Source organism: Anabaena sp. UHCC 0253 (assembly GCF_009712085.1).
Classification (GTDB): Bacteria; Cyanobacteriota; Cyanobacteriia; order Cyanobacteriales; family Nostocaceae; genus Dolichospermum.
Genome location: NZ_VILD01000009.1, coordinates 272,779 through 286,854, shown reverse-complemented (window position 1 = coordinate 286,854; position 14,076 = coordinate 272,779). Strand labels below are relative to the sequence as shown.

Here is a 14,076-nt window from a genome sequence, read left to right as displayed (position 1 = left end):
AAATACAGCATAACGACCATCTAAAAGATTACGTCCGGCGGGAGTAAGTTCTGGTTCAAAAAGGAAGAAGAAAACTTGGGAAGAACCACCATTTGCTTCACCTTCAGGACGTGCCATAACTAAAGCTCCAAAAGATGAAAAAGGTAAAACTGGCATATCTAAATAACGTCCAGCTTCTTCGAGGGTGATACCGTAGGTTGGTTCTTTTTCCCCTTGGACTAAAATTTCTAAAGGAATAGCGCGATATTGGCCAGTTTGAGGATCTATAAAACCGACTTCTTTACCAACAGGATCTCCGGTTTGGAGAAAATAGGATTCTTCAGAACGGGTGAATTCTAAGCCGTTATAAAAACCGCGTTGTACCAAATCAACAAAGTTACCAGCAGTGATAGGGGCGCTATAGCCATCTACAACTACAGTGAGATCGCCTTTATTGGTTTTGATAGCGATCGCAGCGCGTCCTTTGAGTTGGGGTAAATTACTGTACTCAGCAGGGACTTCAAAGGGGAATTCCGTCACCATTGATTCTTCTAACAAACTGACAAGATTCAATAATTTGGCTCTTCCGTCAAGAATGGGTTCTTTTTGTTTAGTTTTAACTACTTCTTGCAGTTCTGTGATGCCAGATTTCAATTCAGTAATCCAGGCTTGGGCTTGAGGTTGGCGTTCTTCCGGAACGCTGGCTAATATTTGCGAAGGTTTATCGAGTATCCGCAATGCTTGCTTGAGGTCATTAGTAACTGCTCCCCATCGCTTATTTGCCCGCAGTTGGTTAGAAATATCCTCTAAACTAGCTTGTAGTTTACGTACAGGTGGATTATCTATCGGGAGTGCATAGCGCAATAAAGCCTTACCGTCAGTAATTGCGTTTCCCGCTGGTAAACCGGCGTTACTCGTGGGAGTCCACCCAGCGGTACTTATGCCTAAGAATATTGTTAATAGCAATATTGTTTTTAGGCTGTTCTTGACCCAGGACTTTAATAGGTTAAACATGAAATTTCTCTTTCTTCAGCATCAAAGTGTTGATTGGAAGTAACTTATAAATTATCTTCCCACATTGGGGGACTGAGGATGGACGAGGCAGGGGGGCAGAGGGGCAGGGGGCAGGGGGCAGGGGAGCAGGGGAGCAGGGGAGCAGGGGAGCAGGGGAGCAGGGAGAATATTTTTTCTACTGACAACTGACAACTGACAACTGACAACTGACAAATTATGACCCTGGAAGGGTACAATAAATGCCGATTGTCTTGCAAAATTTGAAAATTTCATGATCTCTAGTAACGACTTCCGACCTGGTGTTTCAATTGTATTAGATGGTTCGGTTTGGCGAGTGATAGATTTTCTTCACGTTAAGCCAGGCAAGGGTTCTGCTTTTGTACGGACAACACTAAAAAATGTCCAAACTGGGAAACAGTTAGAAAAAACCTTTCGGGCTGGGGAAAGCGTTCCCCAGGCGACTTTGGAAAAGGTGACAATGCAACATACCTATAAAGAAGGCGATGAGTTTGTCTTTATGGATATGGAAACTTATGAGGAAGATAGATTAACTACAGCGCAAATCGGCGATCGCGTCAAATACCTCAAAGATGGTATGGAAGTTAACGTGATTCGTTGGGGTGAACAGGTGCTGGAAGTGGAACTACCTAATTCTGTGGTTTTGGAAATTGTCCAAACAGATCCTGGTGTTAAAGGTGATACGGCCACAGGTGGTACTAAACCAGCAACTCTGGAAACTGGTGCAACTGTTATGGTTCCCTTATTTGTTTCTCAAGGGGAACGGATTAAGATTGATACCAGAGAAGATAAATATTTAGGCAGGGAATAATTTTCCTATTTTTTTAATACCAAGTTGGAATAGTGAGGATGAAAATCCAAAATCTCAAATTGGTACTAATGATTTCAATCCCTTTTTTAAGGGATTAAATCCCTGCCTCACTGAGGATTTTAATTTAACAGTTAGGTCGAGGTAAAATAATTGTGACATTAGACTTTAATGAAATTCGTCAGCTACTAGTAACTATTGCCCAAACTGATATCGCGGAAGTTACACTCAAAAATAATGAATTTGAGCTAACGGTACGAAAGGCTGTCAGTTTTAGCAATAATGGGGTTAGTGCTGGTGTAACCCATGTATCTACTGCTTTACCAGAAGTGGTGATCAATAAAGTTGTGGATAATTCGGTAACACAACAAACTCATTCTCCTTCACCAATTGATCAGAGATTGGTTGAGGTGCAATCTCCCATGGTAGGGACTTTTTACCGCGCCCCAGCACCGGGAGAACCGCTGTTTGTGGAAGTGGGCGATCGCGTTAAAGCCGGTCAAAGTGTCTGTATCATTGAAGCTATGAAGCTCATGAACGAAATTGAAGCCGAAGTCTCTGGACAGGTGATGGAAATTTTAGTTCAAAATGGCGAACCAGTAGAATATGGTCAACCATTGATGAGAATTAACCCGGATTAATTGACAATTACAGGAGATTGCAGATCAAGGAGGTACAGAATTTAAATTGAAACCTATACACAAAACCTGTACGGGCGAAGCATTCGGGCGATAAATTATCCATTTTTGTCCAAGGCTATTTTCCGAATGCTTCGCCCCTACGACTCCTGCTGTATCAATTATCAAAGCGGATAATTTTTCTGAAAACTTTCGCGGGTGAGTGGTTGTTCTAATTCCACACCTTCACCCCCTAAAACCTCTAAGGGTTTCCCGTTAACTTCAATATATACTTGAGCTTTAGGATTTAGACTAGTAGCAGTATATACAATTTGTCCAACACGCCCAATCATGGAAGTGCTACCTCCACCACTGGTAAAATTTTCCGATAAGTTGACATGAACATCATTATTGTCCGCTTTTAGTCCCAGTAGTTGAGTCCCTTGAGGAATAGTTGTAGAGTCTGTTCCTTCTGTTGGACCGGCTAATAAAGTTTTAAATGCCGATTCTAAAACTTGGTTGGGTTGGGTAGCAGCAATTTTTAGCGGTTGGGGAACTAAATCAATACTATTATCTTTGGATCTCAGCCAATATATACTAGCAGTCTGTTCATTACCTGGTTGGGTTGTTGGTTGCTGTACTGGATTTTGAATGGTTTGTGAAGATTTGGGTGGTGTAGGAGTATCTGTCGTCTGGGAAGCAAACCAAGCTACCCCACCGCTTACAGCTACCACCGCAGCGGAAACGGCCGCTACCACACCTGACGAAATTCTATTAGTTCTTTCTTGGTTATTCATATATAAAACCTACTTGACTGAAGGTGGAAATAGTATTTGCTAAGATAAATAGCCTGTTTATATAGGTTATATCTTAAATAAATGCTTTAATTTGTACATAAACTGCTTTTGTTAATGTTTTTCGTTTTCGCTCCATCCAATTATTGTAGAGTTATCTTTTCTAGTCCGTCACTTTTCTCTTTATCTAAATCTCATCGTTTCTTGAAAAAGTTTTTAACTTCTTAATTTATTAATCACGTTCTCAAGGGCGATTTCCTGAAAAATGTGTTTGCAAAATATACAATAGTAGGGGCGAAGCATTCGGAAAATAACCTTAGACAAAAATGAATAATTAGTCACCCGAATGCTTCGCCCGTACAGGAACATTCGGAAAATAACCTTAGACAAAAATGAATAATTAGTCACCCGAATGCTTCGCCCGTACAGGAACATTCGGAAAATAACCTTAGACAAAAATGAATAATTAGTCACCCGAATGCTTCGCCCGTACAGGAACATTCGGAAAATAACCTTGAACAAAAATGAATAATTAGTCGCCTGAATGCTTCGCCCGTACAGGTTAATCTAAACGTGATTTTTGTTGTTTAAAGGTTGCCAATAGCTGGCAACTAAGGCCATCATTAACCACCAGAGGGTATTAACTTCGGGACGATACCAGACTGTATCCACTAGACCATGAGCGAGCATACCTAGCATAGTAGCGATCGCACCAATTAACCAAAATCCTTCTCTATTTCTAGTATTTCTTAATCGTCGTAGCTGCATATATCCGGTATTAAAAGCGACGACTAATAACCAGATAAAACAAGTGAAACCTAAAAAGCCGGTTTCGACAATTGTCTCTAGAAATATGGAATAGGCACTTAAGGCTGTATAACGAGGACGTTGATATTGAGGATAGACATTATTAAAAGAACTATGACCAGGACCAATGCCTATGATTGGGCGATCGCGGATCATCTCAAATACAGCGTCCCAGACATTCTTCCGAAAATTATTACTGCTATCTTGGCGGCCAGCAAATATACTTACAATCCGCAGCCGGAAAGGTTCAACAAAGATCACTCCCATGACCAATATTCCAATTACACTCCCAATCAGAATTGGTAATGACCAAGTTCGCCAAAATGGTGGCATTTCTATACTCCACCAATAAATCAGCAATACCGCTACACTAAACAATCCCACCAATAAAGCAATCCAACCACCCCGACTAAAGGTAAGAACTAAGCTGGCAGTATTGACAATAAACATTGTTAGTGCTAGACCTTTTTTGATCCAACCTTGCCAAGCAACAATGGCCACCAAGCTGAGAACCACCGCAGGTAAAAGATATCCTGCCAATAAATTCGGATTACCCAAATAACTGTAAACCCTGGTAGTCTTAGCTAACGGTGATTCTGGGTCAACCCAAGTAGCTAAAGCTTTAGCGCCAAAAAACCATTGTCGCAACCCATAAACACTGACAATCAGGGATATATGCAAATAAAGGGTAATTAGCCAAGACCGAAACCGATGAACTCTTAGCACCCTAGCACAGAGGGCAAACAGTAACAAATAAAGAGTTAATGTTCGTAAATCACTCAAAGCAGCTTTGGGGACTGGTGATAAAGCTGTCGCTATAGCAGCAATACCCCAATACAGCAACACTAGCAGGTGGATAGGAGTGACTGAAGCTGCATTTGCTGGTGTGGCTTCATCAGATAAAGTTAACAGTATCCAAAAGCCCACACAAGCCGCTAGTAATAAACCAATTAAAACACTAGAAACAAAAGGTGCAAGTCCATAGATGAGGCTAAGTAAGCCAACTGCAATGACATCTCCCCACTGCATTAAGATACTAGTTTGTCTCCAAGGACGTAAAATACCCACTAGAAACCGATGTAGGTAACTGCTAGACAAATATTCTTTGAGTGGTAAAGAAGATAAAGTCAATCTTTCCCAGACTAAATTCATGAAGAAGCTCAGAATAAAGAAGTTAAGTTTTAAAACCCAATTAATTGTAAACTAATAAATTATAAATCTAGGGCAATCATGTCGAGATTTTCCAGGGAACATCTCTATTGAGAAACTTGCCAAATTTTAATTAAATTATCTTCACCGCCACTAATGAGTAACTTCCCGTCAGGACTAAAAGCGAGGGAAGTGACAGTATTACCATGTCCTGTTAATGAGATCATCTCTTCCCCTGTAGCTACATTCCATAATTGAATTTGGTGATAGTTTTGTTCTCCAGAGGTATTCCTTCCCGCAGTGGCTAAAATTTGACCATTGGGACTAAAAGCAAGAGTATTCACATTATTAGCTTCTTGGGTGAGAGTAGTAATTGCTGTGAGGGTTTGGAGATTCCATAATTTAATAGTGCGATCGCGGCTGGCAGCAGCTAAAATCTTACTATCAGGACTAAAAGCCACCGCTATAAATGTTTGTGAACCAGTCGTTAAAGTCCGGACAGGTTTTTCTTGATTAATATTCCATAATTTAATAGTTTTATCGAAACTGCCACTTGCTAAAGTGACACCATCGGCATTAATATCTACAGAACGTACCCAGTATTTATGATCAATTAAAGTGCGAATTATTTTTCCTGTTGTTAAATTCCAGATTTTAATAGTTTTATCATCACTAGCACTAATTAATGTTTTATTGTCAGCACTAATAGCTAAACTATGAACCGCATCAGTATGATTAGTTAAAGTATGAATTAATTGATTTGTTTGTAAATTCCAAATTTTGATGGTTTTATCATCGCTACCGCTAACTAATCTTTTTCCATCATTAGTAATAGCTACCACATTGACATTTTGAGAATGTCCTTGCAGACTTGTAATTTCTCTACCTGTAATTACATCCCATAATTTAATATTATCATTACATTTACTATCAATTTTCTCACAATCACCACTACTAATAATGATCTTACTATCTGGACTTATTACTACCGAGGAAACTTTACTTGTATGTCCAGAAAGCGTATTTATTAGTGATAAATCTTTGGTGGGAATTGGGGTACTATTGCGGGATTGACTTAAACTAAAAGAAAAATTTGTTTTTAATTTGCGAAATTCTCGATAGCCAGATTCTCCCAATGCAAAAAAGACAATTACCCCAAAGATAAAAATTAAATTTCTGACTAAAATATATTTTTGTGGATATACCTTAGACTTTTTACTAGCTATTTTAGGAATTTTACTATTTGCTGCGGGGAGAATATGAGTATGTTTTTTCATCAAATCTCTAATGACTTCATCAGCAGATTGATAACGATGCTGGATTTCTTTTTGGAGTAGCTTATCTATGATTTCTGCTAATTCTCTACTTAGAGGAAACCGTAAATAATTATGCCAATTTCCCACCCAACCATAGCCATATTCAGTCCATAATTGAAAAGGAGACATTCCTGTTAATAGATGAAAACAAGTAGCGCCTAAGCTAAATAAATCACTTGCGGGATAGGCTTTTCCGTCTCTAATTTGTTCAATCGGAGAATAACCATGTGAACCAATGGAAGTACCATTTTTGCGTTGTATTCGTGCCGTAAATTGTTTGGAAGAACCAAAGTCAATTAGGGTTAATCTACCATCACATTTGCGACGAATAATATTTTCTGGTTTAATATCACGATGAATTACACCATGTTGATGTACAAATTTGATAATTGGTAATAAATCTAATAAAATAGATTGAATATCCCAATCTCGATAAACTTTGCGAGAATTCAATTCATTTAATAAATTTTGACCATCAATAAATTGCTGAACTAAATACAAACAATTATCTTGTTCAAAGTAAGCTATTAAAGTAGGAATTTGGGGATGTTCTCCTAATTCCTGTAATCGCTTTGCTTCTTCTGAGAATAACTGAATTGCTTTTTTTTGTGACCAAGTACCTTGAAATTTAGGTGCTAGTTGTTTAATGACACATAACTCATTTAATTTATCAATATCTTCGGCTATATAAGTTCTCCCAAATCCCCCTTCGTCAGAAAGGACACGGATAACGCGAAATCGGTTTCTCAAAAGTGGCACTAGAGGAGTATGACAACTTTGACAAACCTGATTTTTATGAGGATTTTGAGGATTTGAACAGTCGGGATTTAGACAGCAGATCATAATCTATAAGGTGCATCTGCATGATAAAATATATAGATAAACCTGGAGTTAATTGAGGCAATTAGTAATTATATTTAACCTATAAATTGAGAATTTACTTTTCCTGGATATGGAAAAGTATAAAAGATGTATTATTGCCAATTTCCTCAATTATATATAAATTAAAAAAAAAGATAACGGCATTTTGCCATTATTATATATATGTATATTTTGGTGAAAACTAAATTTAGATTTTAAGTAAAAACAATTATTTCTTGAACTATATTTTATTATTCAAAGCCTTAAAAAATCTGTATTGATATTTACAAAGGTGTAAAATCATGATGGGAATTAAAAAGATTTTGTCTAGCTTTTAATTTACGGATTGCAATAGCCGCGCGTGTTGCAGGTGAAGTATATAGGGGTGATTGTTCTGAGGAATTAATAGTGGGATTTTTAGGACGTTGCTGAGTTAAACAATTACTTAAATTTGCGTGATTTTTTCCCCCACCTAAAGCCATAATTACATCTTTAGCACTTTTAAATCTTCCTCCTAAAGAAACCTTGACCATTTTCCCTAAAACCTCAGCAAAATCATCACTGATACTTACTTCTTTTTGCCAACAAATTTCCCCAGTACGCAGATTATGTTCAAAATCTAAAGGACCTTTACCAGTCAATAAATAAATACAAGTTATTCCCAAAGCATAAATATCACTCGCATAAACTGGCCGTAATGATAACTGTTCTGGAGGTGCAAAACCATTTGTACCAATGAAGTTAGTAGAAACACTTTTATTGACTGAGTTACCATAGGTATCTACAAGTTTTTCCTTAACAGCACCAAAGTCAATTAATACTATCCGTTTATCATCTTGACAACGCAGTAAATTCTGGGGTTTAATATCTCGATGAATAACATGATTTTGATGAATATAGTTTAAAACTGGGAGTATTTCTTGTAAAAACTCTTTGACATCTTTTTCATTTTTTCTGCCATTTCGTCTTACTTCCCGCGCTAAAGTATGACCATGTACATATTCTTGGACTAGATAAAATTCCCCATTACTTTCAAAATAGTCAATTAGCATGGGAATTTGGCTATGACTACCTAACAGGGATAAAATTTTAGCTTCTTTCTCAAATCGTTGACAAGCTTTTTGCAAACTCTTTGGTTTCGTAACTCTAGGATAAAGCTGTTTAATTACACACAAGGGATTTCCTGGTAAAATTACATCTTTTGCTAAAAATGTAATTCCAAAACCACCTCTACCTAAAACCCGTAATACTTGATAGCGTTCTCGAAATAATACCTGAGAACCGCATATTTGACCAAGTTTAATATGCTGTAATGTATAATCTTGCAGGTTTGTGATATTTCGAGTAAAGGGATTCATTTTAATCAAGTCGCAGATTATAATATCTTCAATCTTATGATAGATATTCTCAAGTGACATGAGTATGACCGGATATTTAAAAAATCGGCGTTGCTGATAGCCTGCGTGGCGATAGCCATATTGAGGTATGAAATTCCTAAATTGAACCTTTAAAACTCTTACCTTTGCGTCTTTGCGCCTTTGCGTGAGACTAAAATTCATACCGTTAATCAGCAACGCCAAAAAATCCTGTACTCTTAAATTAAATCCGGTTTTGCGAACTAACGGAAAATCAAGGGTGAAGGAGAAATATAATTGAGATAATATCTAGAGATGCAAAACACATCTGAATTTTATTGTGCTTATTGTGGTGAACCAAACTTGACTTTTATTGATTTTAGTGCAGGAATGCAACAAAGTTATATAGAAGATTGTCAAGTTTGTTGCCGTCCGAATATTTTGTATATTAGGATTGATGAAGATACACTAGAAGTCGAAATTGATAGTGAATACGAAGGCTAATTTTTAGAGATTTATCAATTGCGAGAAACTCTGTAGAGACGTTCCCTGAGTAGGGATTCTCGTCTCTACATTGTTTTTCACCAGATATCTAAGTAGGTAGGTGGGAAAACTTATAACTATGTCATTGCGAGTGGAACGGAGTGGAACGCAGCAATCCCAAGAGTTTTGGGTAATTTACAGTTCGTTACATAGTTGGGTTGATTAGCATCTACCTACTTATTATATTTAGGACTTACGCAATAACTCTCTGAAACTCTTATTTCGCCATGTCCTCTGCGTCCTCTGCGGTTCGTTTCTTCATGATTTTGCGTAAGTCCTGATATTGTTCACTAAGGAACATCAATAGGAATCAAACCATTTTCTGGGACATAACTAGAAAAACAACCATCATCAGATAATACCAAAACCAAGCGGAGAGGATAATCTGGTGGAACTTGCAAATCAGCCCAGGGTACTGATATTTCTAAACAAGAATCTAACGCAGCTTGGGCGCGAGTAGCACGAGGACACCATAAATAATTGTCTTCTGCTTCTTGAAATTGAACTGATTGACTGAGTAAATTAACTTGTAAATGATGGTGAAATAGATAATTCAAAGGTGCGCTGTCTGGTACTTCTGCTAGAGGTATGGAACTATTCACCATTGTTTTATCTGGATAATACCAAAGTAAGTTCAAATCCGGTGGTAAATCCTTGCCGGGAACAGCACCAGCTTTAAAATCCACTCGCACATAAAAATTCAAATGATCTACCCCATACCATAACCGCTGAACAAGGCTATTATTGTGCATTGTTCCTCTTGCCCCACCAACTTCTATGCGTCCGGCTTTATCCCAGTCTTGCTCATCACCTTTCCCATCTATAATAGGATGAATAAAGCCTTCTGGTTTATGTTCGGCACGGGCTTCATGAACTTCGAGTGGTTTGAGCAGATATGCAGGTATGGGTTCATTTAAGGCTTTGTAAATGCCATAGAGATGTTCTCGAAATAATTGGTCGAAAATGGCATCTTGGTTAGAAGAATGTCCTTCACCAAACCACCAAAACCAGTCTGAACCTTCAGCCGCATATAAGGCTTCCCAAGCTGCGGGGTTGTTTTCTTCTGTGGCTTCGGGATGATTTGCTAATACTTCTCTAGCTGCGGTGAGATAATCCCAAGCGCGGTTTTTTACTGGATCTCCGATCCAAGTGGTAAAATTACCATCTACCCAAGAACCACTATGGAGTTGTTCAGCCGGAATGGTTGCGGTGGGGGGAAATTTGTCAATAAATTCGGACACGGTGACAAGTTTGATATGGGGTTCATTACTCAAACTTTCATATAATGTTTCCAGGAATTCTTTACCATCTTGAGGATAAAATTCCCAGCAATTTTCCCCATCTAGGGCAATTGTCACTAACCAAGGTTGATCATCGTCACTTTCTTTTTGTTGTTTAGCGATCGCTTGCAAATGTCCCACTAGATCTGCTGCTGCTTTTTTCGCCGGCATGGCACTGTATGTAAAGCCAATTAGATCTGATAATCTATGATCACGGAAAACAATAGCCACATCACCGGCTGGAGTTTGCAGACGATAAGGACGATAAAGCAATCCTGGTTCTTGGACATTTCCCGCAGCATCACGATGAAAAAAGTGTTTTAATGACCAACCTAAGACGGCTTCATCTGAACAAATCCATTGAAAACCTTGTTTAATAATATACGGTAAAATTTCTGGACTAACAGATTGTTCCGAAGGCCATAAACCTCTTGGTTCTTGTTCAAACCTGTCTATATATAAATCCCAGGATTTTTGTAAATGCCGGGGAATATCTTCCACCCACTGAAACCGCTGTTTGGGTAATGTCATCTGCGGCACTGCTACCCGTCCCGCATTCGTATCCGCTAATAGGGGTAAAATCGGGTGGGTGTAGGGTGTGGTGGTAACTTCTAGTTGCCCACTTTTCTGCATTTTCCGGTGTTGGGGAATAATCTGACTGAGGATTTGCCGCTGTTTGGAATAAATGCGCTGGCGATCGCCTAAACTGAAATTACGTCCTTTTTCTAACCACGCTGCAATTTCTGGGTCATTCCAAAATAAAGGATCAATCCAAGCTAAATTATGCCACGCTAGTAAATCACCATAATCTGATAACTGCCAATTTGCTAGACACCACTTTTCTCCTTGTTCCTGGCGTTGATAATATAATTGGGCATAACGAGGATGGGGATCAATCAAGGTATGATGGTTAGCATCAAAGAAATGTTGAATAATAAACTCTTTCTGTTCACGGCTTAACTGTTCTACAGGTGTCAAACTAGCAGTCAGATAAGGATCTAAAGCCGTACCCGCAACATAATCTTCCAATTGCAATATTAACGAAGGAACTAAATTCACCGTTTGGTGTAACTTAGGATACTTCTCTAACAATAATACTAAATCCAAATAATCCTTAGTGCCATGTAAACGTACCCAAGGCAAGCGATACTGCTGACTACTCCCCGGAGAACTACCATTTTCAGGAGACTTGTACAACGGTTGATGTTGATGCCAGATAAACGCAACGTGCAGAGGATGAGACATAGAGTTTGTTGAATAATAGGGAACAAGGAATGGGGGACTGGGAACTGGGAACTGGGAATAGGTGATAAGGAACAGAGACATCTTACCAATCACCAATCACCAATTACCAGTTACCCATTACCATTTCCAGTAATTTAGATGATTTGTTCTACCTCGGCAATTTCGGGAATCATTTCTTTAAGACGGCGTTCAATACCCATTCTCAAAGTCATTGTAGAACTAGGACAAGAACCACAAGCACCCTGTAACCGGAGTTTCACAATGGGACCATCTAGTTCTACAAGTTCCACGTTACCACCATCGGATATTAGGTAAGGACGCATTTCGTCTAATACAGTTTCTACGTTGTCTATCGTTAGTTCCATAATTTCAGACCTGTTTAGTTAATAAATTGGGAATTATCGAAGTTGCTAATGATCTAGTTTAGGCTGGTAATGGGGAATTAGTCAGTTGTTAGTGGTGATTGGTGATTGGTGATTGGTGATTGGTGATTGGTGATTGGTCATTGGTCATTGGTCATTGGGAAACTTCTTTCCTGCTCCCTGCCCCCTGCTCCCTGCTCCCTGCTCCCTGCTCCCTGCTCCCTGCTCCCTGCTCCCGGTCGGTGAGCGAAGCCGAACCGCTGCCCCCCTGCCTCTTCTAAGCTGCTACCAATTCCAGTAGCTTAATATTAAAATAAACAAACTCAGTAATTGATTGAGCAGTTTCACTTTCTGCACCTTCATATTCTGTGACTACCTGCTTCGTCAAAATGTAATAATTTCCAAACTTTTGATATGTATCTCTAAATTTGAGAATGCTGTTAACATCACTTGTTTGCGAATTCCGAAACACCACATCATAGACAGAAGGAATATAACCGGAGTCTGTATCTAGGAATTCCCAAGAATTAATCTCCAAAGCCATCCGACCCATGACGCGAATTTCTTGGCATATTTTTTGATTATGGATTTGATAGTGAGAATCAGTAGTTTCACCTTTGACGAAAACCGTGACTGTATCTGCTGTCTCACTTAAACTAAATTCATGTTGACTGTAAGCATTTTCAAAATTGCTTCTTTGACAGCGTGTGACTATTTCCTGTAACTGAATATCAATTCCTGCTTCTATTTGTTTATCTGCAACTCCTGTAATTTCTATATTCAAGCTACGGTCAATCTGAATTTTACCATTGTAAACTTCATCTTCCTGTAGCAGTTGCACATCGGCAGCATAACCAGGAAAGTTTTCATCCCAAGTGTAGCGACTTTCGTAAGCAGTTTGGAATATAATTCCTGCTGTTGACTGAATTGCCATATAACCACTTTGACTGCACTTTTCTAACAGTTTAATTCAAAGTTGATAATTCCTATACAAAATATATTCTTGTTTTGGCGATCGCCTTCAATAATTTTGACTTTGGCACAACAATACCGTTCAAGTCTAACTCCAATATAGCACAAACTCGAACTATGTCAATAATCAATCGCCCAAATGTTGAAACTTCGTTAAATTATTGACGATGTTCTCAATAACTCTGAGAATTACCCCAGGCTTATTGAGAATGAACTATTTTGCTGGATAACCTATTTGAAAAACTTATTGATCTAGAAAACCTCTGTAAGTGTACTAAAATGTTGGTTTCAGGGAATACTGAGAAATTATCCCAAAGTTGATCTAAATATGAAAATTCAGCATCTCATTCATCACTTCAAACTCGCTTTATTCCTGATTTTGGGAACACTAACGACGGAACAGGAAATTTACGCACAATTAGTGCCTGATAATACATTACCAACAAATTCCGTTGTCAAGTCTATTGATGAACTCAATAAACTTATAGAAGGTGGGACAATTAATGGTGCAAATTTATTTCACAGTTTTGCAGAATTTAATGTCAGTGAAAATGGCAGTGTATATTTTCATAATCCCATAGGGATAGATAATATATTAACTCGTGTAACTGGTGGTAATATATCTCATATTTTAGGAACATTAGGAGTAGAGGGAACAGCAAATTTATTTTTAATTAATCCTCATGGAATTCATTTTGGTAATAGTGCAAGTTTAGATATTCACGGTTCATTTACAGCGACAACTGCGGATAGTATTAAATTGGGTGAAGATGGATTATTTAGTGCTAATCTTTACGAAAATAGTAATTTACTTTCTGTCCAACCAAGTGCATTATTTACAAATGCTTTAAAAAATCAGCAAGCTATTATTAATAATCAAGGAAATCTAGAAGTTAATGAGAGCAAAAATATAACTTTATTGGGTGCAAATATAATCAATACAGGAACATTAACCG

The 14,076-nt window shown here is 38.2% G+C and carries 12 protein-coding genes; 4 read left to right on the top strand and 8 right to left on the bottom strand.

Annotation, left to right across the window (positions count from 1 at the left end):
* Positions 1–993: peptidylprolyl isomerase (locus tag FJR38_RS22800; RefSeq protein ID WP_254449534.1), on the bottom strand; the 993-nt coding region annotated here is incomplete at its 3' end.
* A gap of 271 nt (positions 994–1,264) precedes the next feature.
* Between FJR38_RS22800 and efp the strand changes: the two genes are divergently transcribed.
* Complete coding sequence (efp, locus tag FJR38_RS22795) at positions 1,265–1,822, top strand: elongation factor P (protein ID WP_168498636.1); 558 nt, start codon at positions 1,265–1,267, stop codon at positions 1,820–1,822.
* A gap of 152 nt (positions 1,823–1,974) precedes the next feature.
* The gene (accB, locus tag FJR38_RS22790; RefSeq protein ID WP_168498638.1) at positions 1,975–2,460 is read left to right on the top strand and encodes an acetyl-CoA carboxylase biotin carboxyl carrier protein; all 486 of its coding nucleotides are present in this window, start codon (positions 1,975–1,977) and stop codon (positions 2,458–2,460) included.
* 161 nt (positions 2,461–2,621) lie between these two features.
* Here the strand turns inward: accB and FJR38_RS22785 are convergent, their stop codons facing one another.
* The 4 genes from FJR38_RS22785 to FJR38_RS22770 form a co-directional block, all read right to left on the bottom strand.
* Complete coding sequence (locus tag FJR38_RS22785) at positions 2,622–3,233, bottom strand: GerMN domain-containing protein (RefSeq protein WP_168539577.1); 612 nt, start codon at positions 3,231–3,233, stop codon at positions 2,622–2,624.
* A 564-nt stretch (positions 3,234–3,797) separates the two neighbouring features.
* Positions 3,798–5,189 carry an IctB family putative bicarbonate transporter gene (locus tag FJR38_RS22780; protein ID WP_168539575.1) on the bottom strand — a complete coding sequence of 464 codons (1,392 nt, stop codon included), beginning with the start codon at positions 5,187–5,189 and terminating at the stop codon, positions 3,798–3,800.
* 104 nt (positions 5,190–5,293) lie between these two features.
* Positions 5,294–7,345, bottom strand: a complete 2,052-nt coding sequence (locus FJR38_RS22775) for a serine/threonine-protein kinase (protein WP_168539573.1) — start codon at positions 7,343–7,345, stop codon at positions 5,294–5,296.
* A 302-nt stretch (positions 7,346–7,647) separates the two neighbouring features.
* On the bottom strand, positions 7,648–8,721 hold the full coding sequence (locus FJR38_RS22770) for a serine/threonine-protein kinase (RefSeq protein WP_168539571.1): 1,074 nt from the start codon (positions 8,719–8,721) through the stop codon (positions 7,648–7,650).
* A 312-nt stretch (positions 8,722–9,033) separates the two neighbouring features.
* Between FJR38_RS22770 and FJR38_RS22765 the strand changes: the two genes are divergently transcribed.
* Positions 9,034–9,222: a CPXCG motif-containing cysteine-rich protein gene (locus tag FJR38_RS22765; RefSeq protein ID WP_168498648.1), complete on the top strand. Its 189-nt coding sequence runs from the start codon at positions 9,034–9,036 to the stop codon at positions 9,220–9,222.
* Between the two features lie 329 nt (positions 9,223–9,551).
* Here FJR38_RS22765 and FJR38_RS22760 read toward each other — a convergent pair whose 3' ends face one another.
* From FJR38_RS22760 to FJR38_RS22750, 3 genes are all read right to left on the bottom strand, one after another.
* On the bottom strand, positions 9,552–11,786 hold the full coding sequence (locus FJR38_RS22760) for a glycoside hydrolase (RefSeq protein WP_168539569.1): 2,235 nt from the start codon (positions 11,784–11,786) through the stop codon (positions 9,552–9,554).
* Between the two features lie 134 nt (positions 11,787–11,920).
* Positions 11,921–12,151, bottom strand: a complete 231-nt coding sequence (locus tag FJR38_RS22755) for a NifU family protein (RefSeq protein ID WP_168498652.1) — start codon at positions 12,149–12,151, stop codon at positions 11,921–11,923.
* A gap of 274 nt (positions 12,152–12,425) precedes the next feature.
* Positions 12,426–13,082, bottom strand: coding sequence for a DUF3386 domain-containing protein (locus tag FJR38_RS22750; protein ID WP_168498654.1), 657 nt, complete (start codon positions 13,080–13,082; stop codon positions 12,426–12,428).
* A 366-nt stretch (positions 13,083–13,448) separates the two neighbouring features.
* Here FJR38_RS22750 and FJR38_RS22745 point away from each other — a divergent pair.
* Positions 13,449–14,076: filamentous hemagglutinin N-terminal domain-containing protein (locus tag FJR38_RS22745; protein ID WP_168539567.1), on the top strand; the 628-nt coding region annotated here is incomplete at its 3' end.

Excerpts from the sequence above, each read along its gene's own strand:
- efp (WP_168498636.1), top strand. The coding sequence starts at position 1,265 with ATGATCTCTAGTAACGACTTCCGACCTGGTGTTTCAATTGTATTAGAT.
- FJR38_RS22785 (WP_168539577.1), bottom strand. The coding sequence starts at position 3,233 with ATGAATAACCAAGAAAGAACTAATAGAATTTCGTCAGGTGTGGTAGCG.
- FJR38_RS22780 (WP_168539575.1), bottom strand. The coding sequence starts at position 5,189 with ATGAATTTAGTCTGGGAAAGATTGACTTTATCTTCTTTACCACTCAAA.
- FJR38_RS22775 (WP_168539573.1), bottom strand. The coding sequence starts at position 7,345 with ATGATCTGCTGTCTAAATCCCGACTGTTCAAATCCTCAAAATCCTCAT.
- FJR38_RS22770 (WP_168539571.1), bottom strand. The coding sequence starts at position 8,721 with ATGAATCCCTTTACTCGAAATATCACAAACCTGCAAGATTATACATTA.
- FJR38_RS22765 (WP_168498648.1), top strand. The coding sequence starts at position 9,034 with ATGCAAAACACATCTGAATTTTATTGTGCTTATTGTGGTGAACCAAAC.
- FJR38_RS22760 (WP_168539569.1), bottom strand. The coding sequence starts at position 11,786 with ATGTCTCATCCTCTGCACGTTGCGTTTATCTGGCATCAACATCAACCG.
- FJR38_RS22755 (WP_168498652.1), bottom strand. The coding sequence starts at position 12,151 with ATGGAACTAACGATAGACAACGTAGAAACTGTATTAGACGAAATGCGT.
- FJR38_RS22750 (WP_168498654.1), bottom strand. The coding sequence starts at position 13,082 with ATGGCAATTCAGTCAACAGCAGGAATTATATTCCAAACTGCTTACGAA.